We start from the raw sequence: 25351 nt of genomic DNA, 5'->3' as shown, positions 1-25351 counted from the left end.
TCAGGTACGCGTGGCGGCGTTCGAGCGCAGCGCGTCGAGGGCGTCGGTGACGTCCGCGATCAGGTCCTCGGCGTCCTCGAGGCCGACGGAGAAGCGCACGGCGCCCGCGTCCACCCCGGACGCGGTGAGCCCGGCCTCGTCGAGCCTGCCGCGGGTGGTGGAGGCGACGTGGGCCACCTTGGTCCGCGTGCCGCCGATGGAGGTCGCGATGAGCGCGAGCCGGAGCGTGTCCGCCAGCATGACCCCCGCCTCGTACCCGCCGTGCGGGGTGACGGTGACCGACGCGCCGAACCGCGTGCCCTCGGGGCCCGCGTCGAAGAGCTGGCGGGCGAGCTGGTGGCCGGGATGGGAGGGCAGGCCGGGGTAGTCCACGCGGCGGACGGCCGGGTGCTTGGCCACGGCCGCGGCGAAGACCATCGCGGTCGCGCACATGCGGCGCACGCGCAGCGGCAGAGTCTCCAGGCTGCGGCGCAGCAGGAAGGCCTCGTCCGGGGACAAGGTGGACCCGGTGTCGATGCGGACCTCACGGACCTTGCCGATCAGGTCGGGACGGCCCACCACGGCCCCGCCCGTGCAGTCGTCGTGCCCGCCGAGGTACTTGGTCGCGGAGTGGAGCACCAGGTCGGCGCCGTGCTCCAGGGGACGGCAGACCACGGGCGTGGCCAGCGTCGAGTCGACCACCAGCAGCGCGCCCGCGTCCCGGGCGATGCGGTAGAGGCCCCGGATGTCGGCGACGGCCATCGTCGGGTTGGTCAGCGTCTCCGCGTATATGATCTTGGTGCTGGTCTTCACGGCGGCGTGCACGCGGCGCAGGTCGGAGTAGTCCACGAAGTCCACCGACACGCCGAAACGCGCCAGCACGTTCGTCAGCAGCGAGTACGTGCCACCGTACACCGGTGCGGGGGCGACGACGTGGGAACCGGAGCGCAGGAAGGCCAGCAGCACGGCGTTCACGGCCGCCATGCCCGACGCGAACGCCTGCCCGGCGACCTCCTCGGGCGCCGCCGCGCCCTCCAGCGAGGCCACGCCCGAGGCGAACGCGGCCACCGTGGGGTTGTCGATCCTGCTGTAGGCGAAGCCGGGCGCCCGCTCGCCCAGCACGTCGGCGTACTCGGCCGAGTTCTCGAAGCTCCAGGACGCGCTGCGCCACACGGGCAGCCCGATCGGGAGCTGGCGGGGGGTGGGCGCGGGGGGCAGGTGGATCGCGCGGGTGTTCTCGCCGAGTCTCCTGCGCATGCGTCGGGAAGGGGTCACACGCCGTACCGTTCCGGCTTGGGAGTCCGCGACATGAGCAGCATCGCGGCCTCGCTGGGGGTCATTCCGTCGTGGACGACGCCGACCACCACCTCCGTGATGGGCATCTCGACATCGTGCTTCCTGGCCAGGTCGAGAACCGACTCGCAGGACTTGACCCCCTCCGCCGTCTGCCTGGTGGCGGCGATGGTCTCGGCGAGGGTCATGCCCCTGCCAAGATTCTCCCCGAAGGTGCGGTTTCTCGACAATGGGGACGTGCAGGTCGCGACGAGGTCCCCCATGCCGGCGAGCCCGGCGAAGGTGTGCTGGTCGGCCCCGAGCACCGCGCCCAGCCGGGCGATCTCGGCGAGGCCGCGCGTCATCAGCGTGGCCTTGACGTTGTCGCCGAGGCCCATGCCCGCCGCCACGCCCACGGCGAGCGCGATGACGTTCTTGACCGCGCCGCCGAGCTCCACCCCGACGACGTCGGCGTTGGTGTAGGCGCGGAACCACGGCAGGTGGCAGGCCTCCTGCAGCCGCGCGGTGACCTTCTCGTCCACGCCGGCGACCACGGCGGCGGCCGGCTCGCGGCGGATCAGCTCGCCGACCAGGTTCGGCCCCGACACGACCGCGACCCGCTCCTCGGGCACGCCCGCGACCTCGCAGATCACCTCGCTCATGCGCTTGGACGTGCGCAGCTCGATGCCCTTCATCAGGCTCACCAGCACGGAGTGGTCCGGGATGTGCGGGCGCCAGGCGGCGAGGTTGCCGCGCAGGGTCTGCGAGGGGACGGCGAGGACGACGAAGTCGGCCCCCTCCATCGCCTCGGCGGGGTCGGTGGTGGCGCGCAGCGACGAGGGCAGGGCGACCCCGGGCAGGTACTCGGGGTTCTCGTGCCTGCGGGCGATGGCCTCCACCACCTCGGCGCGCCGTCCCCAGAGCGTCGTGGAGGTGCCGGCCTCCGCCAAGATCATCGCGAAGGTCGTCCCCCACGAGCCTGTTCCGAAAACGACGGCCTTGGTCATCTACTCACCGTACGCCCAGCCCGGCGCTCCGGCGGACGGCCGACGGCGTCACCCGGCGCGGCTCTCGGACTCGTCGAAGGGAGTGTCCGGTGCCTTCTCGCCGCGCAGGTCGGAGAGCAGGCCGACGACGTCGGCCATGATGTCGGCGGTCGCGTCCTTCAGCACCTGGCCGCGCATCGGCAGACCCTGGTACTTCGAGAGGTCGACCGGCGGGCCGGCGATCACGCGGAAGGTCTTGCGGGGGAACAGCCGTGGCTTCTTCTGGCCGTACGGCAGCAGTTCCTGGGCGCCCCAGTGCGCGACGGGGATCACCGGCGCGCCGGTGGCCAGCGCCAGCCGCGCCACGCCGGTCTTGAACGCCATCGGCCAGTAGTCGGGATCGCGGGTGATCGTCCCCTCGGGGTAGAAGATCACGCACGAGCCCTCCTTGAGGGCCTCCTCGGCGTGCTTCAGCGAGCGCGCGGCGTCGGTGCTGCCCCGGAACACCGGGATCTGCCTGCAGGCGCGCACGACCTTGCCGATCAGAGGGATGTCGAAGACCCCGGATTTGGCCAGGTAGACCGGCCAGCGGCCGTTGTTGTACGTGAAGTGGGCGAGCAGCAGCGGGTCCGTCCACGACAGGTGGTTCGCCGCGATGATGACGCCGCCGGTGCGTGGCACGTTGGCGCGGCCGCGCCAGTCCCTTTTCGTGAAGAGCAGCAACACCGACTTGACGATCACCGTGACGAGGGCTTCCCAGAAGATGGGCGGGCGTCCGGGGCGGCTCAATTGACTCCTCCAGTCATGCCTGTGCGCCATCAGTCTCCCGGTTGGCTCCACGAGATGTCGAGGCGGGATGCTAAGGCTATGCGTACGGCAGACGGTTCGGCAGACGGTTCGGCAGACGGTCGGCACAGTCACGGCAGCGGACGTAGCGGACACGGCACGAAACCTCACTGGACCATCGTGGTCCCGGTGAAGACTCTGATCGCCGCCAAGACACGCCTGGCGGCGCACGCGGGGCCCCACCGCGCGGCGCTCGCCGTGGCCATCGCCTGCGACACGGTGTCGGCCGCGCTGGCCTGCCCGGACGTCGCCCGCGTCATCGTCGTCACCGGCGACCCGGTGCCCGCCGAGGCCCTGGCCGCGATCGGCGCGCACGTCGTCCCCGACCCGGAGGCCGGGCTCAACGCGGCGCTGCGGGCCGGCGGCGCCGAGGCCGTGCGGCTGGCGCCCGGGGGGCCGGTCGGCGCGCTCCAGGCCGACCTGCCGGCGCTGCGGCCCGCGGAGCTGAGCGTCGTGCTCGACTGCGCCACCGACTTCGACCAGGCGTTCCTGCCCGACGCCGCCGAGATCGGCACGACGTTCTACGGCGTGCGGCCCGGCGTGCCGTTCCGGCCGCGCTTCGGCGGCGAGTCCCGGGCCAGGCACCTCGGGAGCGGCGCCAAGGAGCTGACGCCCGACGGCGTCCCCTCGGTGCGGCGCGACGTCGACACGCCGTCCGACCTGGAGGAGGCGCTGGCCCTCGGCGTCGGCCGGTACACCGCCGAGGTGGTGACGACGATGAGGGGGCCCTCCGCGTAGGAGGACCCCCTCGGTGGCCCCGTGACGGCCCCCGTGTCCGGCGCCACGGGCGTTCGCCCCGGTCAGTGCCCGGCGGCCTCGCCCTCGCGGGCGTGCTTGGGCAGCAGGAAGGCGACGAGGAACGTCAACGCCAGCATGCCGTCCACGACCCAGAGGATCGTCTTCATCACCTCACTGAAACCGGTCTTGCCCGCCTCGGCCCCGGCGGACGCGAGCGCCTTCTGGACGGCGGCGCCTGCCTGCGGCGAGGTGACGGCGGCGCGGGCGTCGGCCTCCAGCCGGGCACAGGACGCGGGCACCGCCTCGGAGTCCTTGGCGACCGCGCGGTCGTGGCCGCAGGCGCGCAGGCCCTCGACGACGCGATCCTGCGCCGGGCCGGTGACCTGGACGGCGGCCAGCTCGGCGCGCAGCTTGGGCGTGACGTCATCGGCGGCCGAGGCGACGCTCGTGCCGAGCATGCCGAAGAACAGCGTGCCGAGCAGCGCCACGCCGAAGGCGCTGCCGAGCTGCTGGACCGCGGTCAGGGTGCCCGAGGCCGAGCCGTTCTCGTGGGGCTCGACACCGGCGAGCACGATGTCGAAGAAGGGCGCCATGAGCAGGCCCATGCCGGTGCCGGTCACGAGCAGGGCGGGGCTGAGCTGCCAGGGGTTCACGCCGATGCCGGCGAGGTTCAGCGTGAGGATGACGGCCAGCACGCCGGCCGCCATGAGCAGCGTGCCGCCGTGCAGCAGCTTGCGCCCGTACTTCTGCAGGGGCTGGGCGAAGCCGAAGCCGATCACCATGCCGATCGACCACGGCACCATCGACAGGCCGGCCTTCAGCGGCGAGTAGCCGAGCCCGATCTGCACGTACAGGTTGAATACCAGCGAGAAGCCGACCATGCCGGAGAAGAAGACCAGGCCGGTGACCAGGCCTCCGGTGAACGCGCGCTTGCGGAACAGGCTGGGAACGACGAGCGGGTCGCCGCCCTTGGCGCTCTTGCGCCCCTCGAACCAGCCGAAGCCCACGAAGACCAGCACGGCGGCGGCGATCATCAGGAAGGACCAGAGCGGCCAGTCGTGCTCGCGGCCCTGGACCAGCGGGAAGATGATCAGGAAGCCGGCCACCGAGACGAGGACGACGCCGGGGACGTCGAGCTTCAGCGGGTGCGGGGAGCGCGACTCGGGCAGGAACCGCATTCCGGCGAGGACGGCGGCGAGACCGAGGGGCAGGTTGATCAGGAAGATCATGCGCCAGCCGGTTCCGAAGAAGTCCGCGTCCACGAGCCATCCGGCCAGGATGGGGCCGGCCACGGTGGACAGGCCCATGATCGGCCCGAACAGGCCGAACGCCTTCTGTGTCTCGGCGGGCGGGAACATCTCCCTGATCATGCCGAGGCCCTGCGGCAGCATGACCGCGCCGAACAGGCCCTGGACCACGCGGGCGGCGATCAGCACCTCGGGCCCCTGTGCGACGGCGCACAGCAGCGAGCCCACGGTGAAGCCCACGGCTCCGATGACGAACATCCTCTTACGCCCGAAGATGTCGCCCAACCGGCCGCCCGTGATGAGGCCCACGGCCATCGACAAGGTGTAGCCGGCGCCGAGCCATTGGATGACGGCGGCGCTGCCGCCGAGTTCGGCGCGGATCGCGGGAGAGGCGATGTTGGTGACCATCGCGTCCAGCAGGTCCATGATCTCGGCGGCGAGGATCACGAAGAGCGCCGCCCAGCGCCACCGATAGGGCGTCGCCACGGTCGGCGACTGTTTCAGGGGGATTTCGAGCGATGTCATTGCGGTTCCTCCGGCCGCCCACCAGGGGCAGAACAGTGTTCAGCAGAAGCGAGCGCTGTTCTATCATTGAACTGCGTTCGTCGTGCAGTGAGACGTCCTCAAGATATGTCGCAAGTGCGGCAAAGACAAGATATATCGCGAAGCAGAGTGGTGTTCTGCTCAGACGAGCGGTGTTCTCCAGGCCGACTAGACTGCTCGGGATCCACGCGAGAACGCCTGAAGGCGGGGGTTACGCATGACAGGACAGGACAGCGACGACGCCGTGCCCGCGCCCCCCTGGGAGCGGTCGCGCAGGCGGCCGGCGCAGGTCCGCGTCCCGCTCACCCGCGAGCGCATCGTCGACGCCGCGTTCACCGTCCTGGACCGCGAGGGGTACGACAGGCTGAGCATGCGGCAGGTCGCCGGCGAGCTCGGCGTCGCCGTCTCGGCGCTCTACGCGCACGTGGCCGGCAAGAACGACCTGTTCCAGCTCATGTACATGCGGCTGTTCGACTCATGGGAGCTGCCCGAGCCCGATCCGGAGCGCTGGCAGGAGCAGGTCAAGGACTTCGCGCGGTTCGGCCGCGCCCGCCTGCTGGAACACCGCGACATGGCCCGCATCTCCATGGCCCAGATCCCGTTCCTCCCCGAGCTGCTCCCCCAGGTCGAGCGCATGATGGCCCTGTTCCGCGGGGCCGGGCTGCCCGACCCCGTCGCCGCCGCCGCGGGCGACATGCTGTCCACCTTCATCGACGGGTTCGCCTACGCCGAGGCGATGTGGGAGGAACGCCGCCGCAACACCGACGCCGGCTCCTGGGACGAGATGCGCGAGACGATCAAGGGGTACTTCGACGCGCTGCCGCCCGAGCGCTTCCCCCACCTGCTGGCCCTGTCGAGCATGATGTTCGAGGAGACCAACGACGAGCGGTTCGAGGTCGGCCTCGACATCATCGTCCGGGGCCTGGCCTCCTACATCGAGCCGAAGGACGCCTGAGTCGAAGGACGCCTGAGCGGAAGGCGCCGTCCCCGGCCCACCGGACGGCGCCGCTGTAGACTGGCGCGCGTGCAGGCGACGGTGCGGACCTTCGACCAGCGGACCCGGTCGGGGTCGGTGTTCCTCGACGACGGCACCGAGCTGCCGTTCGACGCCCCCGCCTTCGACGCCGGTCCCCTGCGCCTGCTGCGCTCCGGCCAGCGCGTGAACATCCGCGTCGAGGGCGCCGTCATCACCGCGATCACCCTGTCCACGTTCCCGCTGCCGGACTAGCGCACCGCTCGTGTCCGACGGGGCGGACACGCCCAGGCATACGGACGCCCGGGACCTGTGGTGGCCCCGGGCGCCGGTCGATCGTCGTCAGACGGTCGTCACTTCTTCTTGGCGGCCTTCTTGCCGGCCGCGTTGACCTGTTCCTTGAAGTCGGCACCGGCCCTGAACTTGGGCCCCCAGCTCTCGGACACCTTGATGGGCTCGCCGGTCGAAGGGTTCCTTGCCTGGCGGGCGGGCTTGTGAGCCATCTCGAAAGCACCGAACCCGGTGATCGAGACCTTCTCCCCGTTCGCGACAGCGTGCTGGATCGCCTCGATTATCGCGTTCACGGCCTCGGTGGCCGTCTTCCTGTCGCCGACCCGATCAACGATCGCGTCCACGAGTTCTCGCTTGTTCATCTCGGTTGTTCCCCCTGGTTACCGCTGTCTGAGGATGAGCGCCGGGGCCGACGGCCCGCGGCCGATCTCACCCGGTGTGGCCAAGCGCGGGGTTCCGGCACGCGCCCACCAGTCAGCGGTCAGAAACCCCTTACCCGCTTGAAATTAAGGTACACAGGGCTAGGACTCAATCACATCCGGCGATGTTTCGGCTACTCGGCGTGTCGGATTCTGCTTCCAGAGCGGCCAGGAAGTCGTCCAGGCGCGTGCAGGCGTGATCGACGTCTCGCTTGGCGAGGTCACAGATCGCCACGAAACGGCGCGCGATCCGCTGCTTCTCGTCCGGGGGAAGGCGTGCGGCGGCCACGCGACGATAGGCGTCGCGCAGCCGCCGCGCCAGCATGTCCTCGCGGCTCTCGGCCTGCGAGGCTCTCGTGTGCGGCCCGGCGGTCCCGGGCGTCGCGGCATCTGTCAAACGGTCGTCGGCAGCCATGGCTGCCGACCATTCTCGTACTCCGTTATGTCATCCGCGTGCGTCAGGGTCAGGCCGATGTCGTCGAGCCCTTCGAGCAGGCGCCAGCGGGTGTAGTCGTCGATCTCGAACCCGGCGACCTCGCCGCCCCAGCGGACCTGACGTTCGACCAGGTCGACGGTGACCTCGATGGACGTGTCGGCCTCGACGGCGTTCTGCAGGGCCTCGACCGTCTCGGCGGGCAGGACGATCGGCAGCAGCCCCATCTTGGTGGAGTTGTTGCGGAAGATGTCGCCGAAGCGCGCCGCGATGACGGCGCGGAAGCCGTACTGCTGGAGCGCCCAGACGGCGTGCTCACGCGAGGAGCCGGTGCCGAAGTCGGGCCCGGTCACCAGGATCGAGGCGCCCGCGTAGGCCGCGTCGTTGAGGACGAACTCCGGGTCCTCGCGCCAGGCGGCGAACAGGCCCTTCTCGAAGCCGGTACGGCTGACCTGCTTGAGCCAGACCGCCGGGATGATCTGGTCGGTGTCCACGTTGCTGCGGCGCAGCGGCACGGCCCGGCCGGTGTGGGTGGTGAAGGCTTCCATCTGTCCTGGCTCCTTACAGGTCGGCGGGCGCGGTGAGACGGCCGGTCACGGCGGTGGCGGCGGCGACCGCCGGGGACACCAGATGCGTGCGCCCGCCCTTGCCCTGACGGCCCTCGAAGTTGCGGTTGGAGGTGGAGGCGCTGCGCTCGCCCGGCGCGAGGGTGTCGGGGTTCATGCCGAGGCACATCGAGCAGCCGGCCTGGCGCCACTCGGCGCCCGCGGCCTGGAACACCTCGTGCAGCCCCTCGGCCTCGGCCTCCGCCTTGACCTGCATGGACCCGGGGACGATCAGCGTGCGCGTGGTGACCTTGCGTCCGCGCAGGATCTCGGCGGCGGCGCGCAGGTCCTCCAGCCGGCCGTTGGTGCAGGAGCCGACGAAGACGGTGTCGACCTGGACCTGGCTCAGCGGCGTGCCGGGTGTCAGGGCCATGTAGTCGAGCGCGCGGCGGGCGGCGGCGGGGTCCGAGGTCTCCTCGGGCGCGGGGATCGCGGTGTTCAGCGGCGCGCCCTGCCCCGGGTTGGTGCCCCAGGTGACGAACGGCGAGAGCGTCGAGGCGTCGATCTCGACGACCGTGTCGAAGACGGCGTCGTCGTCGGTGCGCAGCGACTTCCAGTACTCGACCGCGGCGTCCCAGGCCTCGCCGGACGGCGCGTGGGCCCGGCCCTTGAGGTAGGCGAGGGTGGTCTCGTCCGGGGCGATCATGCCCGCCCGGGCGCCGGCCTCGATCGACATGTTGCACACCGTCATGCGGCCCTCCATGGAGAGCTTGCGGACGGCCTCGCCGCGGTACTCGATGATGTGGCCCTGGCCGCCGCCGGTGCCGATCTTGGCGATGATGGCGAGGATCAGGTCCTTGGCGGTGACGCCGTAGGGCAGCTCGCCCGAGACCTCGATGGCCATCGTCTTCGGCCGGTACGCGGGCAGCGTCTGGGTGGCGAGCACGTGCTCGACCTCGGAGGTGCCGATGCCGAACGCGATGCCGCCGAACGCGCCGTGGGTGGAGGTGTGCGAGTCGCCGCAGACGATCGCCATGCCCGGCTGGGTGAGGCCGAACTGCGGGCCGATGATGTGCACCACGCCCTGCCCGGCGTCGCCCATGGGGTGCAGCCGGATGCCGAACTCGGCGGCGTTCTTGCGCAGGGTATCGACCTGGGCCTTGGACACGGGGTCGGCGATGGGGCCGAGGACGGTCGGCACGTTGTGGTCCTCGGTGGCGATGGTCAGCTCGGGACGGCGCACCTTGCGCCCCGCCATGCGCAGGCCGTCGAACGCCTGCGGGCTGGTCACCTCGTGGATGAGGTGGAGGTCGATGTAGAGCAGGTCCGGCTCGCCGTCGGCACGCCGGACGACGTGCCGCTCCCATACCTTTTCGGCCAGTGTGCGACCCATGTCGTGAACGCCTCCTTGCGTTTCAGGCCCCCGGCACGTCTCAGAAAATAAGACGGAAATTTCGGGATATGGACAGCCTACCGATCGTTCGCGTAGATACCCAGTTGCATCTCGGATAGCGAGACGGCAGTATCGGGGTATGGACAACTCTAGCGGAGTCGGCGTACTCGACAAGGCCGTGCTCGTGCTCAACGCCCTTGAAGCGGGCCCCGCGTCCCTGGCACAACTCGTCCAGGCCACCGGGCTGGCCCGCCCCACCGCCCACCGTCTCGCCGTCGCCCTGGAGCACCACCGCATCGTCTCCCGTGACACGCAGGGCCGCTTCATCCTCGGCCCCCGGCTCTCCGAGCTGTCCGCCGCCGCCGGCGAGGACCGCCTGCTCGCCGTCGCCTCCCCCGTCCTCACCCAGCTTCGCGACCAGACCGGCGAGAGCGCCCAGCTCTACCGCAGGCAGGGCGACGAGCGCGTGTGCGTGGCCGCCGCCGAGCGCGCGAGCGGCCTGCGCGACACCGTCCCCGTGGGCACGGCCCTGCCGATGACCGCCGGGTCCGCCGCCCAGGTGCTGCTGGCCTGGGAGGAGCCCGACCGCCTCCACCGCGGCCTGCGCGGCGCCAAGTTCACCGCCGCCACGCTGGCCAGCGTGCGCCGGCGCAGCTGGGCGCACAGCATCGGCGAGCGCGAGCAGGGCGTCGCCAGCGTCTCGGCGCCGATCCGCGGCGCGGGCGGCAAGGTGATCGCCGCGGTCTCCGTCTCCGGCCCGATCGAGCGCCTCACGCGCACCCCCGGCCGCATCCACGCCGCCCCCGTCGTGGCCGCCGCCGAGCGCATCACCGAGGCGATGCGCCGGGCCAACTGACCCGCTGTTCGCGCAGGGCAGAGGGCAGTACGGGCCGGTCGGCGACCCGCTCGCCGATTGAGTCCGGAAGCAGGGCCAACTGATTAGAGACGGCCGCCGCCAAGCACTAGCCTGGCGGAGTGACAGATCGCATCGAGGCAGCCGCATCGGAGCTGCGCCCCCTCCTTCAAGAGTTCATTCTCTGGGCACCCCAACACGCACCGGACAGTGATCCCGACATGGTGGGACCGGCCGCTCTCTGGCACCGCCTGATCGCCCGCGACGACGTCCACCTGTGGAAACGCGGCGACCTTCGCCCGGTCCTGGTGGAGCGCATGCCGCAGGTCGTGGAGGATCCCGACACGGCGGCAGACGGCATGATCCCGGCAGTCCGCGCCTATCTCACCTTCCTGTCCGAGACCGGCCGGCTGGCCAAGGACTCGGACGACCTCGACGACCTGCTCGACGGGCTCGACGCGATCGAGGACGACTTCGTCGAGGCCATGGAGGAGGTCATCGGCGAGCGCGAGTGGGACGAAGAAGACGAGGACGAAGATCTCGACGAGGAGGAGGTCGAGGGCCTCGGCGACTTCGAGCCCTTCGCCGACGAGCTCGCCGACCTGCCGACCATCCGCCTGCGCCCCGACGCCCAGCTGGCCGACGAGGCCCGCGCCGTCCCGCTCATCTCCAAGGCCCGCGATCTGGCCGCCTGGGTGGGCACCGCGCGCAAGGTCGGCGAAGAGACGCTGCTGAGCGACGACGAGATCTGCGAGGCGCTCGCCATCGTCGGCCTGCCCGAGCCCGCCGAACGCCCGCTGGCCCAGGCCGTCCCCGCGCTGTGGAACCTGTGGAACCTCGCGGTCGACCTGGAGTTCCTCACCCCCGACGGCGAGGACACCGTCAGCGTCGACGAGGACACCGCGGCGTGGCCGTTCGAGAACGACGAGGACGTCCTGGACGCCTGGATGCTCGGGCTCCACTCCGTCGACTACGGCGACCCCGAGCTGGACGACGACGATCTGACGCTCGCGCTGTCCGGGCTCACCCGCGCGCTGCTGGTCCGCCTGCTGCTGGCCGGCGGCGAGCGTCCGCTCGGCGAGCTCACCGAGGAGCTCTCCGAGGCCGCCGCCGAGTTCGACGACCTCGGCGCCACCGCCTGGGCCGAGGCGGGCGACCCGCTGGCCTCCGTCGTCGAGTGGCTCACCGGCTACGGCATGGTCACCGCAGACGCCGGGCGCGTGCGCCTGACGCCGCTCGGCACCGAGGGCGTGGTCCACCTGCTGGACGACGACGACATCGAGGTGGACGCGCGCCCCGCGATCGACGCGATGACCGCTCTCGACCTGCTGTCGCTCAGCGCCGACCTGCCCGAGGAGGAAGCCGACGCCGAGTTCGCCGCCTGGATGAAGCTGCGCGACCCCGCCACGGCCGCCGAGGAGCTCCTCGCCGCCGCCGCCGAGGACGAGGCCGACGCACTGATCCGCGTGCAGGCGGCCAGCCTGGTCGGCTCGCTCGGGCCCGTCGCCGTCCCCGCCTGGCAGGAGGCGCTCAAGGAGGCCTCGCTGCGCCCGTACGCCGCGACGCACCTCGCCCAGCTCGGCGTCGTCGGCGCGCCCGAGCCGAGCCAGAGCGACACCCACTGGCTGATCCTCGACATGTGGACGATCTCGGCGGGCCTCGGCACGCCGGAGTTCGTCAGCAGCCTGCACGACATCGGGCCGGCGCCCGTGCTGGGCAATCTGCTGGAAGTCATCTGGAAGGTGCCGCACCCGCACGTCGAGGAGCTGCTGGAGGCGATCGGCGAGGCCCACCCCGACCGGCAGGTCGCCAAGGCGGCCAAGCGGGCGCTGTTCAAGGCGCGCTCGCGCTCCGGGCAGGCCGATTAGCCGCCGGGCGCGCCGTTCACGCGGCCTGGGGGACGCCTCCCAGGCCGCGGCCGTGAGCGGGACCCCAGAAACGCCGTGGGCGGGACCCCGGGAACGCGAAAACCCCCGGAAATGCGTTTCCGAGGGTTTTCGACCTTGTAGCCCCGACCGGATTCGAACCGGCGCTACCGCCTTGAGAGGGCGGCGTCCTAGGCCACTAGACGACGGAGCCTGGCCTGCTTGATCTCGATCTCTCGACACCGCGGCGTGGTAGTCCCGACCGGATTCGAACCGGCGTTACCGCCTTGAGAGGGCGGCGTCCTAGGCCACTAGACGACGGGACCTCGCGCGCTGCGTATCTGGACCCAAATCTCTGGATCCGAGATCTCGAACCGAGGGAGGCGCCCTTCCGGACGCCTCGCAACGGGCGTAACTCTACCGCACCCGTGAGAGCACGGCCAAACCGATGGTCATGACCTGGCGACCCGCTCGGCCGGATCACCGGAAAACGAAAACGCCTATGTCTCTGAGAGACATAGGCGTCGTTGCGGATGACCGCTGGGGTACCAGGACTCGAACCTAGACTAGCTGAACCAGAATCAGCCGGGCTGCCAATTACCCCATACCCCATTGCTCGCGGGCCCTACTTGCCGTGGGCCTCGCTCGCGACTCCGAAAGAATAGCCCAGCTTGGGGGCCAAGACCAAAACGATTGCCGAACCGCCGGATTCCTCCTGGTGAGCCCGTCGTTCGGCCGCCCGGGCGCCCTCCGCCGCGCGCGGCCCTCACGTCTCCAGGCGCCCGAATCGGCGGTACCGAGCATGCCCAGGCTGTGTAACCCTTCAGGGAAGACATTTGCCACGTGAGGAGCAGGCGCGTTGACCGATAACCCGTTCTTCGTCCAGAGTGCCCTGCCGTACCGGCTGCCCCCGTACGCGGAGATCCGCGAGGAGCACTACGCGCCCGCGTTCGAGCGCGGCATGGCCGAGCAGCTCGCTGAGGTCGAGGCCATCGCGGCCAGCGCCGACCCGCCGACGTTCGAGAACACGATCGAGGCGCTCGAACGGTCCGGGGAGCTCCTCACCCGCGTCACCACGGTGTTCTTCAACCGCGCCTCCGCGGACACCAGCCCGGGGATCCAGGAGATCCAGAAGGAGATCACCCCGCGGCTGACCCAGCACAGCGACGCGATCCACCTGAACCCGCGGCTCTTCGCCCGGGTCCGCGCGGTCCCGGCCGACGGCCTGGACCCCGAACGCGCGTGGCTCCTCCACCGGTACGTCACCGACTTCGTCCGGGCGGGCGCCGAGCTCGGCCCCGAGGACCAGAAGCGGCTGAGAAGCCTGAACGAGGAGCTCTCCACCCTCTCGACGACGTTCGAGCAGAACCTGCTCGCCGACACGAACGCCTCCGCCATCGAGGTGGACGACGCGGCCCGGCTCGACGGCCTGTCCGACGACGCGATCAAGGCGGCGGCCGAGACCGCCAAGGCCCGGGGCCTCGACGGCAAGTACGTCATCTCGCTCGCGCTTCCCACCCTCCAGCCCGTCCTGGCCGAGCTGACCGACCGCGAGCTGCGCGAGCGGATCCACAAGGCGTCCGTCGAGCGGGGCGCCCGGGACAACGCCGCGCTCGTGCTCCGCCTGGCCGAGCTACGGGCCGAGCGGGCCGCCCTGCTCGGCTACGGCAACCACGCCGAGTACGTCGTGGCCGACCAGACCGCGCCCAGCACCCGGGCCGTCACCGAGATGCTCAGCAAGATGGTCCCCGCCGCCGTGAGCAACGCCCGCAGGGAGGCCGAGCAGCTCCGCGAACTGACCGGCTTCGACCTGGAGCCGTGGGACTGGTCGTTCTACGCCGAGAAGGTGCGCCAGGCCCGCTACGCCGTCGACAGCCGCCTGATGCGGCCGTACTTCGAGCTGAACCGCGTCCTGCGCGACGGCGTCTTCTACGCGGCCCACAAGCTGTACGGCCTCGACTTCGCCGAGCGGCCCGACCTGGTCGGCTACCACCCGGACGTGCGGGTCTTCGAGGTCTTCGACGAGGACGGCTCCGCGCTCGGCCTGTTCCTCGGCGACTACTACGCCCGCGCCTCCAAGCGGGGCGGCGCGTGGATGAACAGCCTGGTCAAGCAGTCGGCCCTGGAGGGCACCCGGCCGGTCGTGGTCAACAACCTCAACATCGTCAAGCCCCCGGAGGGCGAGCCGACGCTGCTGACGTGGGACCAGGTCAACACGATGTTCCACGAGTTCGGCCACGCCCTGCACGGGCTGTTCTCCGAGGTCGGCTTCCCGTACTTCTCCGGCACGGCCGTGCCGCGCGACTTCGTCGAGTACCCCTCGCAGGTCAACGAGATGTGGGCGGTCTGGCCGGAGGTGCTGGCGAACTACGCGCGCCACCACGAGACCGGCGAGCCCATGCCGCAGGACCTCGTCGACCGGATGCTGGAGTCGCAGAAGTTCGACCAGGGCCGCGGGACCGTGGAGTACCTCGCGGCGGCGCTGCTGGACTGGGCGTGGCACACGCTGGACGAGAAGCCCGCCGACGCCCTGGAGTTCGAGCGGCAGGCCCTGCGCAACGCGAACATCGATCTTCCGCTGGTGCCGCCGCGCTACCGCAGCACGTATTTCGCCCACATCTGGTCGGGCGGGTACAGCGCCGGCTACTACTCCTACATCTGGAGCGAGGTCCTGGACGCCGACACCGTCGAGTGGTTCAAGGAGAACGGCGGGCTCACCCGGCAGAACGGCGACACCTTCCGCCGTGAGCTGCTGTCCAAGGGCGGCAGCGTGGACCCGATGACGGGCTTCCGCGCCTTCCGCGGGCGCGACCCGCGCATCGAGCCGCTCCTGGAGCGCCGCGGCCTGCTCTGAGCGTCTCTGAGACGGCGGACGGCGGCCCGGAAACCACTCCCCGGCCGCCGTCCCGTGTCTCGGCCCTCAGACCGCGCTCAGGCGGGCGTCGTGGTCGGCGTCGCCCCGCTGCGCAGCAGGTGGAGGGCGGCGCGCAGCCGGTCGAGGGACTTCTCTCTGCCCAGCACCTCGATCGACTCGAACAGCGGCAGGCCGACCGAGCGCCCGGTGATCGCCACCCGCACCGGGGCCTGCGCCTTGCCGAGCTTGAGCCCGTGCTCGGCGCCGACCTCCTCCAGGGCGGTCTTCAGCGACTCGGGGTCGAACGAGACCGTCTCCAGCCGCGCGAGGTAGCCGGCGAGGATCTCCTCGGCGCCCGGCTTCATGGCCTTGGCCCAGCTCGCCGGGTCGAACACCGGCTCGTCCAGGAACAGGAAGTCGACGTTGGCCGTGATCTCCGAGAGCACCGCGATGCGGGTCTGCGCCAACGGGGCGACCTTGGCGAACGTCTCCCGGCCCCAGCTCGGGTCCAGCCACGGCTCGCACCGCCCGATGAACACCTCCAGCGGCAGCGCCCGGATGTACTCGCCGTTGAACGCCCGCAGCTTCTTCTCGTCGAAGAACGCCGGGGACGGGTTCACGTCCTCCAGCTTGAACAGCGGCACCATCTCGGACCAGGGCATGATCTCGCGGTCGTCCCCCGGGCCCCAGCCCAGCAGCATGAGGTAGTTGACCATCGCCTCGGCGAGGTAGCCCTCGTCGCGGTAGGACTCCAGCGCGACCTTGTCGCGGCGCTTGGAGAGCTTCTGCCGCTTCTCGTTGACGATGACCGGGACGTGCGCCCAGACGGGCGGCGCGACGCCGAGCGCGTCCCAGAGCATCTGCTGCTTCGGGGTGTTGGACAGGTGCTCCTCGGCGCGCACGACGTGCGTGATGCGCATCTCGATGTCGTCCACGACGTTGGCCAGGACGAACAGCGGCGAGCCGTCGCTGCGGGCGATGACGAAGTCCTCCATCGCCTGGTTGGGGAACTCCACCCGGCCCCGCACCAGGTCGTCGACGATCGTCACGCCGGAGTCGGGGGTGCGGAAGCGCACCGCTCCCTCGGCGAGCCCCCGGTCGCGGCAGAAGCCGTCGTACCCCTGGTGCTCGGAGCCCGTGCGCGCCTTCACGTCCTCGCGCGTGCAGGAGCAGTGGTACGCCCGGCCGTCCGCGACCAGCTTGGCGACGGCGGCGCGGTGCTGCTCCTCGTACGCGGACTGGAAGTACGGCCCCTCGAAGTGCGGCGAGTCGCCGTTGACGCCGATCCAGGCCAGGGCCGAGATGATGCCCTCGGTCCACTCCGGCCGGTTGCGGGCGGCGTCGGTGTCCTCGATGCGCAGGACGAAGCGGCCGCCCGACTGCTCGGCGAGCGCCCAGTTGAACAGCGCGGAACGGGCGCCGCCGACGTGGAACATGCCGGTCGGGGAGGGCGCGAATCGCACCCGCAACGTGGGCTCGGCGGAGCCCTGCTGATCAGTCACGCGGAACCACCCGGTTGGTGAGAGTGCCGATGCCTTCGATGCCCACGCTCACCTCGTCGCCGTCCTCCAGCGGGCCGACCCCCTCCGGCGTGCCGGTGAGGATGACGTCGCCGGGGATCAGCGTCATGACGTCGGTGATGTAGGCGATCAGCTTCGGGATGTCGTGGAGGAGCTGGGACGTGCGCCCGCTCTGCTTGAGATCGCCGTTCACGGTCGTGGTGATCGCCAGGTCGGCGGGGTCGAGCTCGGTCTGGATCCACGGGCCGAGGGGGCAGAACGTGTCGAAGCCCTTGGCGCGCGTCCACTGCCCGTCCTTGCGCTGCAGGTCGCGGGCGGTGACGTCGTTCGCGCAGGTGTACCCGAAGATCACCTCGTGGGCGCGCTCGACCGGCACCTCGCGGCAGAGGCGGCCGATGACCACGGCCAGCTCGCCCTCGAAGTCGACGCGCTCGGAGAGCTTGTGCGGGTAGACGATCGCCTCGCCGTGGCCGATCACCGAGGTGGACGGCTTGCCGAAGATCAGCGGCTCGGCCGGCGGCTCACCGCCCATCTCGCGGGCGTGCGCGGCGTAGTTCTTGCCGACCGCGATGACCTTGCTGGGGAGCATCGGCGCGACGAGGCGCACCTCCTGGAGCGGGTAGCGCTCGCCGGTGAACTGGATCGTGCCGAACGGGTGCCCGTCGACCCTGGAGATGAACTCCTCACCCTGAGCGCCTTCGACCACCCCGAACGCGACGCCTTCACCTGTGGAAAACCTTGCGATACGCACCCCACAAGGCTAGTGCCGCCACGCTCCCCCGAGCACATCGGCCGCTCCGCCGGACCGGCCGTCGGGAGGGCGGACGAGGCGGATCATAGGGTGGGCTCAGTGGGGCGGCCGCGCGGCCGCCCCAGGGATGGATCCGTCCGGCGAGGGAGTGGTCATGTCGGTTGTGAAGATCAACGTGCTGTCGGTTCCGGCCGAGATGCGGGAGGCGCTGGAGAGCCGGTTCGGCGGCCGCGCGGGCATGGTGGAGTCGTCGGACGGGTTCGAGTGGTTCGAGCTGCTGCGGCCGGTCGAGGGCACCGACAGGTACCTGGTGTACACCCGCTGGCGCAGCGAGGAGGACTTCCAGCGCTGGCAGCAGAGCGAGGCCTTCCAGGCGGGCCACGCCCGCGCCGCCGCCGAGGCCGCCGCGCAGGGCCAGGGTCACGGGCAGGGTCACGGGCAGGGACACGGGCACGGCCAGGGCGGTCCGGCCGCGACGGGCTCGGAGCTGTGGACGTTCGAGGTCGTCCAGTCGGCCGGGCGCAAGAAGGACTGACAGTTCGGGGCGCGGCGGTGTTCTGGAGGAGGAGGGAGGAAGGGGTGAGGAACGAACCCCTTCCGAGTGACGACGGAAGAACGCCGCCTAAAAGAGCGCCCCGAACCGCCGTGCCGGAGGCGCGGCCATGAGCACGGTTCGGGACGCGACGGAAGAACGCCGCCTGAAGTGCGCCCCGGACACGCCGTGCCGGAGGCGCGGCCGTAGGCACTGCCCTCGGGGCCGCGTCCCGGCGGGCGCCCACATTCACGCCTGGGCCCGCCGGGCCGACCGGCCGGTGCAGGATTCAGGGGATCTTCCCGGCCGCGGCACCGGGGCCCGTTTCAGGCGGTCTCGCCGGTGCTCCCGGTCCCGGTGCTCCCGGTGGAGCGCAGGAAGCGGGCCGACCACTCGCCCAGCCGGTCGGTGAGCTCGGGCGGGTGTACCACTTCGAAGTCGGCCCGAGTGACGCCCAGCGCGAACACCGGCCACTCCAGGTTCTCCGCGATCATCCGCAGGCGGCACCGCGTGGCGTCGATCTCGTCGATCGTCGCCCACTCCCCGAGCCGGCCGCGGAGCTCGCCGGCGGGCGCGTGCACGATCACCTCGACGCTCACCGGTGCGACGATCGTGTCGATGCCCGCGCGGACGAACGCGGCGGCGTCCTCGGCGGGCAGCTCGCGCGGCCGGAAGCGGTCCCGCGTGCCGCGCGGCTCGCTCAGGCGGTCGAGCCGGAAGCTACGCCAGTCGTGCCGGGTGAGGTCGTAGGCCACGAGGTACCAGCGGCGGCCGAGCGAGACGAGCCTGTGGGGTTCGACGTACCGCTCGGTGACCTCGCCCGCCCGCGCGGTGTAGGAGAACCGCAGCTGTTCCTCGTCGCGGCAGGCCTGGGCCACGGTGGTGAGCGTCCCGGCGTCGACGGTCGGGCCGGCGCCCCAGACGGTCGGCTGGGTGGCCGCGCGCAGCGCCTCGATCCTGCGCCGCAGCCGGGGCGGCATGACCTGCACGACCTTGGCGAGCGCGCGCACAGAGGCCTCCTCGATGCCGGCGACCGCTCCCTGGGCGGCCACGCGCAGGCCGATGGCGAGGGCGACGGCCTCCTCGTCGTCCACCACCAGCGGGGGCAGGGCGGCGCCCGCGGCGAGCTGGTAGCCGCCGTCGACGCCGCGGTGGGCCTCGACGGGGTAGCCCAGTTCGCGCAGCCGGTCGACGTCGCGGCGCAGGGTGCGGACGGAGATCTCCAGCCGCTCGGCGAGTTCGGCTCCCGGCCAGTAGCGGTGGGTCTGCAGGAGGGAGAGGAGCCGCAGCGTACGGGAGCTCGTGTTCGCCATGACTCCAGCGTGCCCGACATTGAGGCCGGAAACTGACCGCTGGTCCTCCCGGTACCTCTCGGGAGACGCCCGCGCCCCTAAGAGGCCCCGCCTACGGCCTCGGGACGGCCGCCGTACGCATCCGGTTGTTAACGATGTGACAGAAGTGATGCGCGCCACTTGACCATACCGGTGTGATTCGGACACCATGATCCGCCTCCACCCCTGGTCAAGGAAGGAAACTGGCGTGCGCCGCCGCACACGAGCCCTCGGTATTCTCACGACTCTCCTCCTGGCCGGTGGAGCGCTCTCCCTCGCCGCCCCGGCCGGCGCCGGAACCTCCGACGCCCGTACGACAGGGGCCGCCTCGGCCACGAAGGCGGCCGCGAGGACCACGGCCGAATGCCAGGGCGACTGGCTTCCCGCCACGCCGACCTCGGCCGACATCATGGCCGGTCAGGTGCAGTTCCTCGACCTCCCGCCGGTCAAGATCGGCAAGACGATCGACTGGAACTGGAGCCCGTACAAGAACCGCTCCTGGGACATGGTCTTCTCCTCGCTGCGCTGGATCGGCCGGCTCGTCGCCGACTACGAGACCTCCGGCGAGCAGGGCCTGCTGACCCGGGCCACCGAGCTGACCAAGAGCTGGGTGGAGAGCAACCCCCGGGGGAGCTCGCGCGCCAGCAAGTACGCCTGGGACGAGCACCCCATCGCGCTGCGCGCGCCCGTCCTGGTCTGCCTGAGCAGGCACGTCTCGGCGTCCTGGCTCACCGGCAGCCTCGCCGACCACGCCGTCATGCTGGCGAACCCGGCCCTGTACGAGAAGGGCCACAACCACGGCCTGGACCAGGACATCGCCCTACTGCGCATCGGCTGCCGCACCGGGCACAAGGAGTGGGCCGACCTCGCGATCCGCCGCATGATCGGGTCGGTGAAGCTCGACATCGACGCGCAGGGCGCGCTCCAGGAGCAGGCGCCGCGCTACGGCATCTACGTGCACGAGCGGCTCAAGGTCGGCATGGACGCGATCAAGGACTGCGGCCGCGCGATCCCCGCCGAGATTCAGAAGCGCTGGGAGTCGCTGCTCGGGTACATCACCCACGCCACCGAGCCCAGCGGGTTCATGGTGCCGATCGGCGACGGCGGCGCGGACGTCAAGCCGTCGGGGTACGAGCACCCGAAGAAGACCGTGCAGGTGTTCAGGGCCGGATACGTCTTCGGCCGCACGGCCTGGGACAAGCCCGAGTCGGCGTACTACTCGATCCGCTTCGGCCCGGGCCTGAAGTTCCACGGCCACGAGGACCACATGGGCGTGACCTACTACGCGCAGGGCCGCGACGTGCTGGTGGAGGCGGGCTTCCACTCCTACGAGCAGACGGCGTACCGGTACTGGACGATGTCCCCGGAGGCGCACAACGTGCCGGTCGTGGCCGGCAAGCCGTTCCGCGGCCGTACGGCGACCTCGCTGGTGCGCTCGTCGATCGGCGGCGACCGGCAGTCGTACAAGCTGGCCGACAAGGCGTACGGCGTGACCCGCACGCGGTCCGTGCTGGTCAATCACGGAGACGACGTGATGGCCGTACTGGACACGGTGCCCGCGGGCGCGAAGGCGCGGAGCTACTGGCACCTGGACCCCGCGCTGACCCCGGTGTCCACGAGCGGCGGGCGCGTCGTGGTGAAGGACAAGTCCGGCTGGAAGGCCACGGTCGTGCAGGTCGCGATGCCGTCGTGCAAGCCGGTCTCCGGCCAGTCGGTGGTGCGCGGCCGGACGAACCCGTACCAGGGCTGGATCTCCCCGTCCTACATGAGCAAGGTGCCCGCCTCGGTCGTCGTGTCACCGCCGGCCGGGTCCCTGCTGACCATCGTCGTCCCCGGCGCCGGCGACCCCGAGGTGACCTGCGCGGGCACCCGCGTCAAGGTCACAACCTCCGGCGGCACGGTCTCCTTCCGCGCCGCCTCGGGAAACCTGTCCTAGCGTCCCCGCTCGGGTGATCGCTCCACCGGATATAGCCAGATATGCGGGGTAATGCTCGCCTGACCGTGCGAGAAGCCGGCACGCCCCTCGCACGGTCTGTACCTTGCCGTAGGTTCCTGGTCAGGCGTTGTGGCCCACAGAGGTGGTCGCCGGGTCGGCGCCGTAGCCCGCGCGCAGGAGGCCGTAGGTGACGGCCTGCTCCAGGGCCTGCCAGGACGCTTCGATGATGTTCTCGCCGACGCCGACCGTCGCCCACTCGCCCGCCGCGTCGCTGGAGGCGATGAGCACGCGGGTGATCGCGTCCGTGCCGTGGGTGCCCTCCAGGATGCGGACCTTGAAGTCGATCAGCTCGACCTCGGCCAGCTCGGGGTACAGCTTCTCCAGCGCGACCCGCACCGCGCGGTCCAGGGCGTTGACGGGGCCGTTGCCCTCGCCGGTCGCGACGATGCGCTCGCCCTTGGCGTGCAGTTTGACGGTCGCCTCGCTGACGACGTCGCCGCCGGGGCGCCGCTCGACGATCACGCGCCAGGATTCGACGCCGAAGTACCGCCTGCGCTCGCCGGCGACCGTGTCGCGCAGCAGCAGCTCGAAGGACGCGTCGGCGGCCTCGAAGGTGTGCCCCCGGGACTCCAGCTCCTTGACGCGCTCGACCAGTTCGCGGGACTGCGCGGAGGTGAGGTCGTACCCGAGGGCCTTGCCCTTGAGCTCGACCGACGCCCGCCCGGCCATGTCCGAGACGAGCATGCGCATGTCGTTGCCGACCTTGGCGGGGTCGATGTGCTGGTACAGGTTCGGGTCGACCTTGATCGCGCTGGCGTGCAGGCCGGCCTTGTGGGCGAACGCCGAGACGCCGACGTAGGGCTGGTGGGAGTTCGGCGTGACGTTGGTGACCTCGCTGATCGCGTGCGCGATGCGGGTCATCTCGGCGAGCGACTGCTCGGGCACCAGGTCGAACCCGCGCTTGAGCTGCAGGTTCGCCACGACGCTGAACAGGTTGGCGTTGCCGGAGCGCTCGCCGTACCCGTTGGCGCACCCCTGGACGTGCGTGGCGCCGGCCTTGACGGCGGCCAGCGTGTTGGCGACGGCGCAACCGGTGTCGTCGTGGCAGTGGATGCCGATGCGCGCGCCCGTCCCCGCCGCCTCGTGGACGACGCCGGCCAGCTCGTCCGGCAGCATGCCGCCGTTGGTGTCGCACAGGACGATCACGGACGCCCCGGCCTCGGCGGCCGTGCGCAGGACCTCCAGCGCGTACGCCGAGTTGGACTTGTACCCGTCGAAGAAGTGCTCGGCGTCCAGGAAGACGCGCTGGCCCTCCGCGCGAAGGTGGGAGACCGTGTCGCGGATCATCGCGAGGTTCTCCTTGAGCGTCGTGCGGAGGGCCAGCTCCACGTGCCGGTCGTGGCTCTTGGCGACAAGAGTCACGACCGGCGCGCCGGATTCGCGCAGCGCGGCGACCAAGGGGTCGTCGGCCGCCTTCACCCCGGCCCGGCGGGTCGCGCCGAACGCGGCGAGCTGCGCGTGCTTCAGGTCGAGCTCTGTTCGAGCCCGCCGGAAGAACTCGGTGTCCTTCGGGTTGGCACCCGGCCATCCCCCCTCGATGAAACTGACGCCCAGATCGTCCAGATGGCGCGCGATGGCGAGCTTGTCGGCGACAGTGAGGGACAGCCCCTCCTGTTGCGCGCCGTCGCGCAGCGTCGAGTCATAGACGTGGAATCGGTCGTCAGCCATGGTTTTCTCGTCTCCTTCGCGGATGCGATCGTTTCGCCGCGCGCGGATCCTCGGGGCGGAGGTTCGTGCCCAAACAAAAAGACCCCTCACGGACGTGAGAGGTCTGCGCGCCGGCGGTGTCCCTGTGTCAGCCGGCGCGCCTGCTGATAATGAGCAGACCGTAGAGCATGGTGTTCCGAAGTCTGCCACAACTCCCCACCATGTGGCACATCGATCTCACCATCCGGGATCTAGGCCTGGTGAGGCACCCCGCTCGACCACACAGCACCTGGCCCTCCATCGCCGACGGCCTGAATTTCGTCAGGAAGATCTGACGATTTCCGGGCAGGCCGCAACCCTTTGCCATTACTTTGCGTGATAGCAAAACCACGTTACGGCAACCCGCCTGGAGGGGATGACGGCCTCATGGTCAAGGTCTTGGACAAGCCCGCCACCGCACCGAAGAGAGGAGAGCGGCGGATGTCACCCGTCGATCAGCGGCTCGATCCCGAGCCCGACATCGAGTCCGCCACGCGATCCGGCACCGGGCCGGACGAGCCTGCCACCGGGCACGAGGAGCCCGGCGCAGACGCCGCGGCCCTGGACCACGGCCTCGAATTGGAAGGGCTTTATCGCGATCTCGGCACTCGTCTGGAAGGCCGGTACAAGGTCGAGGTCATCGACGGCCGGGTCGTGGTGAGAGAGATGCCCACCGCCGACCACGCCAAGTTGGTGTACCACCTGCTGGTCCAGCTCATCCCCATCGTGGTGGAGCGCGGTTGGCAGTTGTGGCCCGACATCGCGCTCTTCCTAGGCCCTCAGATGGACCGCTACCGTCCGGACGTGACCGTCGTGCCCGCCGATCCCCCCATGTGGCAGCCCGACGAGGTGTACGGCCACGCGACCCGTCTGGTCGTGGAGGTCGTCTCCAAGAGCAGCGCGCATGACGACCACGTGGTCAAACCGGCTCAGTGCGCGCTCGCGGGCGTGCCGCTGTACCTCGTCATCGACGGGTTCGACGAGAAGGCCAGGCTGCTGAGCCGTCCGGTCGAGGGCAGGTACGACGTGGAGATCACCGTCGCGTTCGGCGAGCCTCTGCACCTTCCTGAGCCCTGGAACGTCGCCATCGACACCGGCAAGCTGATCGGTGGACCGGCCTGAGCCGATAGTGGTGCTGCCAGGAGGGAACCCGGCCGCGAGAGAGCGGCCGGGTTCTGCCTGGTGGGTCGGGGGTCAGCAGATCTTGTGGACCCAGCCGTGGGGGTCGGGGCGGGTGCCGTACTGGATGCCCATGAGTTCCTCGCGCAGGCGCATCGTGAGGGCGCCCGGGGTGCCCTCGCCGACCGTCCAGCCGCCCTCGACGCCCTTCACCGAGCCCACGGGGGTGATCACGGCGGCCGTGCCGCACGCGAAGACCTCGGTCAGCTCGCCGGAGGCGCAGCCCTCACGCCACTCGTCGATGGAGATCTTCCGCTCCTCGGCGGCGAACCCGAGGTCGGCGGCCATGGTGAGCAGCGAGTCGCGGGTGATGCCGGGGAGCAGCGTGCCGGTCAGGTCGGGGGTGACGAGGCGGTCGCCGAAGACGAAGAACAGGTTCATGCCGCCCATCTCCTCGATGTAGCGGTGCTCGAACGCGTCCAGCCAGACCACCTGGTCGCAGCCCTGGGCGACGGCCTGCCGCTGGGCGACGAACGCGGCGGCGTAGTTGCCTCCGCACTTGGCGAAACCGGTGCCGCCGGGGGCGGCGCGGGTGTAGTCCTGGGAGAGCCACACCGAGACGGGCTTCACACCGCCGGAGAAGTACGCGGCGGCGGGCGAGGCGATCACCATGTACTTGTAGGACTTCGAGGGGTAGTTCACGCCGAGCCCCGTCTGGGTGGCGATCATGAAGGGCCGTAGGTAGAGGCTGTGGCCCTCGGTGGTGGGCACCCAGTCGCGGTCGGTCTGCACGAGCAGTTCCAGCGACTCGACGAACGCCTCCTCGGGCAGCTCCGGCATGGCCATGCGCCGGGCCGAGGCGTTGAAGCGCGCCGCGTTGGCGTAAGGCCGGAAGGCGACGATCGACCCGTTCGCCTGCCGGTACGCCTTCAGGCCCTCGAACAGCTCCTGGGCGTAGTGGAAGACCGCGGTGGCCGGTTCGAGCGTGAGGGGACCGTACGGCTCGAGGCGGGCGTCGTGCCAGCCGCGGCCCTCGGTGTACTCGATCGTGATCATGTGATCGGTGAACGTCTGCCCGAATCCGGGATCGGCCAGTACCCGCTCGCGCTCGGCCGGGGTACGAGCTGCGTGGGAGAGCTGCGCGTCGAAGCTGAGCTTGGGAGCGGTGGTCATGTCGAA

General features: G+C 70.7%; 22 protein-coding genes and 3 tRNA genes. 9 read left to right on the top strand and 16 right to left on the bottom strand.

Annotated features, from left to right (window positions below):
- The 3 genes from AB0H21_RS05100 to AB0H21_RS05090 are packed head-to-tail and all read right to left on the bottom strand — an operon-like array spanning position 1 to position 3026.
- Complete coding sequence (locus AB0H21_RS05100) at positions 1 to 1236, bottom strand: aminotransferase class I/II-fold pyridoxal phosphate-dependent enzyme (RefSeq protein WP_358513017.1); 1236 nt, start codon at positions 1234 to 1236, stop codon at positions 1 to 3.
- Positions 1237 to 1250: 14 nt separating this feature from the next.
- Positions 1251 to 2258, bottom strand: a complete 1008-nt coding sequence (locus AB0H21_RS05095) for an NAD(P)H-dependent glycerol-3-phosphate dehydrogenase (RefSeq protein ID WP_358511918.1) — start codon at positions 2256 to 2258, stop codon at positions 1251 to 1253.
- Between the two features lie 48 nt (positions 2259 to 2306).
- Positions 2307 to 3026, bottom strand: a complete 720-nt coding sequence (locus AB0H21_RS05090) for a lysophospholipid acyltransferase family protein (RefSeq protein WP_358511915.1) — start codon at positions 3024 to 3026, stop codon at positions 2307 to 2309.
- A 174-nt stretch (positions 3027 to 3200) separates the two neighbouring features.
- On the opposite strand from AB0H21_RS05090, the gene cofC reads away from it, so the two are divergent.
- On the top strand, positions 3201 to 3821 hold the full coding sequence (cofC, locus tag AB0H21_RS05085) for a 2-phospho-L-lactate guanylyltransferase (RefSeq protein WP_358513015.1): 621 nt from the start codon (positions 3201 to 3203) through the stop codon (positions 3819 to 3821).
- 62 nt (positions 3822 to 3883) lie between these two features.
- Here cofC and AB0H21_RS05080 read toward each other — a convergent pair whose 3' ends face one another.
- A complete protein-coding gene (locus tag AB0H21_RS05080; protein WP_358511912.1) occupies positions 3884 to 5593 on the bottom strand; it encodes an MFS transporter in 1710 nt (569 codons plus the stop codon).
- A gap of 235 nt (positions 5594 to 5828) precedes the next feature.
- Between AB0H21_RS05080 and AB0H21_RS05075 the strand changes: the two genes are divergently transcribed.
- Both AB0H21_RS05075 and AB0H21_RS05070 read left to right on the top strand, forming a co-directional pair.
- Positions 5829 to 6566, top strand: coding sequence for a TetR/AcrR family transcriptional regulator (locus AB0H21_RS05075; protein ID WP_358511909.1), 738 nt, complete (start codon positions 5829 to 5831; stop codon positions 6564 to 6566).
- A gap of 69 nt (positions 6567 to 6635) precedes the next feature.
- Positions 6636 to 6839 carry a hypothetical protein gene (locus tag AB0H21_RS05070; RefSeq protein ID WP_358511906.1) on the top strand — a complete coding sequence of 68 codons (204 nt, stop codon included), beginning with the start codon at positions 6636 to 6638 and terminating at the stop codon, positions 6837 to 6839.
- A gap of 98 nt (positions 6840 to 6937) precedes the next feature.
- On the opposite strand, the gene AB0H21_RS05065 is transcribed toward AB0H21_RS05070, so the two are convergent.
- The 4 genes from AB0H21_RS05065 to leuC all read right to left on the bottom strand — a co-directional run bounded on the left by AB0H21_RS05065 (position 6938) and on the right by leuC (position 9665).
- Positions 6938 to 7237, bottom strand: a complete 300-nt coding sequence (locus AB0H21_RS05065; RefSeq protein WP_358511903.1) for an HU family DNA-binding protein — start codon at positions 7235 to 7237, stop codon at positions 6938 to 6940.
- 166 nt (positions 7238 to 7403) lie between these two features.
- Entirely contained in the window at positions 7404 to 7709 is a 306-nt protein-coding gene (locus AB0H21_RS05060) for a hypothetical protein (RefSeq protein ID WP_358511900.1), read from the bottom strand.
- Positions 7688 to 8275, bottom strand: coding sequence for a 3-isopropylmalate dehydratase small subunit (leuD, locus tag AB0H21_RS05055; protein ID WP_358511897.1), 588 nt, complete (start codon positions 8273 to 8275; stop codon positions 7688 to 7690). Before leuD ends, AB0H21_RS05060 begins: the two co-directional genes overlap by 22 nt.
- Positions 8276 to 8288: 13 nt before the next feature.
- Positions 8289 to 9665, bottom strand: coding sequence for a 3-isopropylmalate dehydratase large subunit (gene leuC / locus AB0H21_RS05050; protein ID WP_358511894.1), 1377 nt, complete (start codon positions 9663 to 9665; stop codon positions 8289 to 8291).
- 139 nt (positions 9666 to 9804) lie between these two features.
- Here leuC and AB0H21_RS05045 point away from each other — a divergent pair, with 139 nt between their 5' ends.
- On the top strand, positions 9805 to 10521 hold the full coding sequence (locus AB0H21_RS05045) for an IclR family transcriptional regulator (RefSeq protein WP_358511891.1): 717 nt from the start codon (positions 9805 to 9807) through the stop codon (positions 10519 to 10521).
- 218 nt (positions 10522 to 10739) lie between these two features.
- The gene (locus tag AB0H21_RS05040) at positions 10740 to 12386 is read left to right on the top strand and encodes a hypothetical protein (RefSeq protein ID WP_358511888.1); all 1647 of its coding nucleotides are present in this window, start codon (positions 10740 to 10742) and stop codon (positions 12384 to 12386) included.
- A gap of 138 nt (positions 12387 to 12524) precedes the next feature.
- Here the strand turns inward: AB0H21_RS05040 and AB0H21_RS05035 are convergent.
- The 3 genes from AB0H21_RS05035 to AB0H21_RS05025 form a co-directional block, all read right to left on the bottom strand.
- Positions 12525 to 12597: transfer RNA gene (locus AB0H21_RS05035), tRNA-Glu, on the bottom strand.
- A 36-nt stretch (positions 12598 to 12633) separates the two neighbouring features.
- Positions 12634 to 12709: transfer RNA gene (locus AB0H21_RS05030), tRNA-Glu, on the bottom strand.
- 214 nt (positions 12710 to 12923) lie between these two features.
- Positions 12924 to 12995: transfer RNA gene (locus AB0H21_RS05025), tRNA-Gln, on the bottom strand.
- Positions 12996 to 13242: 247 nt separating this feature from the next.
- On the opposite strand from AB0H21_RS05025, the gene AB0H21_RS05020 reads away from it, so the two are divergent.
- Positions 13243 to 15237, top strand: a complete 1995-nt coding sequence (locus tag AB0H21_RS05020) for a M3 family metallopeptidase (RefSeq protein WP_358511886.1) — start codon at positions 13243 to 13245, stop codon at positions 15235 to 15237.
- A 77-nt stretch (positions 15238 to 15314) separates the two neighbouring features.
- Here AB0H21_RS05020 and gltX read toward each other — a convergent pair whose 3' ends face one another.
- Complete coding sequence (gltX, locus tag AB0H21_RS05015; protein ID WP_358513013.1) at positions 15315 to 16700, bottom strand: glutamate--tRNA ligase; 1386 nt, start codon at positions 16698 to 16700, stop codon at positions 15315 to 15317.
- A gap of 31 nt (positions 16701 to 16731) precedes the next feature.
- On the bottom strand, positions 16732 to 17508 hold the full coding sequence (locus tag AB0H21_RS05010) for a fumarylacetoacetate hydrolase family protein (RefSeq protein ID WP_358511883.1): 777 nt from the start codon (positions 17506 to 17508) through the stop codon (positions 16732 to 16734).
- A 154-nt stretch (positions 17509 to 17662) separates the two neighbouring features.
- Between AB0H21_RS05010 and AB0H21_RS05005 the strand changes: the two genes are divergently transcribed.
- A complete protein-coding gene (locus AB0H21_RS05005; protein ID WP_358511880.1) occupies positions 17663 to 18043 on the top strand; it encodes an antibiotic biosynthesis monooxygenase in 381 nt (126 codons plus the stop codon).
- A 323-nt stretch (positions 18044 to 18366) separates the two neighbouring features.
- On the opposite strand, the gene AB0H21_RS05000 is transcribed toward AB0H21_RS05005, so the two are convergent.
- Positions 18367 to 19353 (bottom strand): YafY family protein, encoded by a 987-nt coding sequence (locus AB0H21_RS05000; RefSeq protein WP_358511877.1) that lies wholly within the window; start codon positions 19351 to 19353, stop codon positions 18367 to 18369.
- Positions 19354 to 19579: 226 nt separating this feature from the next.
- Between AB0H21_RS05000 and AB0H21_RS04995 the strand changes: the two genes are divergently transcribed.
- Positions 19580 to 21307, top strand: a complete 1728-nt coding sequence (locus AB0H21_RS04995; RefSeq protein ID WP_358511874.1) for a heparinase II/III family protein — start codon at positions 19580 to 19582, stop codon at positions 21305 to 21307.
- 120 nt (positions 21308 to 21427) lie between these two features.
- On the opposite strand, the gene cimA is transcribed toward AB0H21_RS04995, so the two are convergent.
- A complete protein-coding gene (gene cimA / locus AB0H21_RS04990; protein ID WP_358511872.1) occupies positions 21428 to 23035 on the bottom strand; it encodes a citramalate synthase in 1608 nt (535 codons plus the stop codon).
- Positions 23036 to 23494: 459 nt separating this feature from the next.
- Here cimA and AB0H21_RS04985 point away from each other — a divergent pair, with 459 nt between their 5' ends.
- On the top strand, positions 23495 to 24175 hold the full coding sequence (locus tag AB0H21_RS04985; protein ID WP_358511869.1) for a Uma2 family endonuclease: 681 nt from the start codon (positions 23495 to 23497) through the stop codon (positions 24173 to 24175).
- A 72-nt stretch (positions 24176 to 24247) separates the two neighbouring features.
- On the opposite strand, the gene AB0H21_RS04980 is transcribed toward AB0H21_RS04985, so the two are convergent.
- Positions 24248 to 25345 (bottom strand): branched-chain amino acid aminotransferase, encoded by a 1098-nt coding sequence (locus tag AB0H21_RS04980; protein ID WP_358511866.1) that lies wholly within the window; start codon positions 25343 to 25345, stop codon positions 24248 to 24250.
- Between the last annotated feature and the right edge of the window lie 6 nt (positions 25346 to 25351).

The sequence above is a fragment of the Sphaerisporangium sp. NPDC051011 genome (genome assembly GCF_040653595.1).
Lineage (GTDB): Bacteria > Actinomycetota > Actinomycetes > Streptosporangiales > Streptosporangiaceae > Sphaerisporangium.
This window is presented reverse-complemented; position numbering and strand designations above follow the sequence as displayed.

Coding starts and splice junctions, on each gene's coding strand:
- AB0H21_RS05100 (WP_358513017.1), bottom strand. CDS start 1,236: ATGCGCAGGAGACTCGGCGAGAACACCCGCGCGATCCACCTGCCCCCC.
- AB0H21_RS05095 (WP_358511918.1), bottom strand. CDS start 2,258: ATGACCAAGGCCGTCGTTTTCGGAACAGGCTCGTGGGGGACGACCTTC.
- AB0H21_RS05080 (WP_358511912.1), bottom strand. CDS start 5,593: ATGACATCGCTCGAAATCCCCCTGAAACAGTCGCCGACCGTGGCGACG.
- AB0H21_RS05075 (WP_358511909.1), top strand. CDS start 5,829: ATGACAGGACAGGACAGCGACGACGCCGTGCCCGCGCCCCCCTGGGAG.
- AB0H21_RS05065 (WP_358511903.1), bottom strand. CDS start 7,237: ATGAACAAGCGAGAACTCGTGGACGCGATCGTTGATCGGGTCGGCGAC.
- AB0H21_RS05060 (WP_358511900.1), bottom strand. CDS start 7,709: ATGGCTGCCGACGACCGTTTGACAGATGCCGCGACGCCCGGGACCGCC.
- leuD (WP_358511897.1), bottom strand. CDS start 8,275: ATGGAAGCCTTCACCACCCACACCGGCCGGGCCGTGCCGCTGCGCCGC.
- leuC (WP_358511894.1), bottom strand. CDS start 9,665: ATGGGTCGCACACTGGCCGAAAAGGTATGGGAGCGGCACGTCGTCCGG.
- AB0H21_RS05045 (WP_358511891.1), top strand. CDS start 9,805: ATGGACAACTCTAGCGGAGTCGGCGTACTCGACAAGGCCGTGCTCGTG.
- AB0H21_RS05040 (WP_358511888.1), top strand. CDS start 10,740: ATGGTGGGACCGGCCGCTCTCTGGCACCGCCTGATCGCCCGCGACGAC.
- AB0H21_RS05005 (WP_358511880.1), top strand. CDS start 17,663: ATGTCGGTTGTGAAGATCAACGTGCTGTCGGTTCCGGCCGAGATGCGG.
- AB0H21_RS05000 (WP_358511877.1), bottom strand. CDS start 19,353: ATGGCGAACACGAGCTCCCGTACGCTGCGGCTCCTCTCCCTCCTGCAG.
- cimA (WP_358511872.1), bottom strand. CDS start 23,035: ATGGCTGACGACCGATTCCACGTCTATGACTCGACGCTGCGCGACGGC.
- AB0H21_RS04985 (WP_358511869.1), top strand. CDS start 23,495: ATGTCACCCGTCGATCAGCGGCTCGATCCCGAGCCCGACATCGAGTCC.
- AB0H21_RS04980 (WP_358511866.1), bottom strand. CDS start 25,345: ATGACCACCGCTCCCAAGCTCAGCTTCGACGCGCAGCTCTCCCACGCA.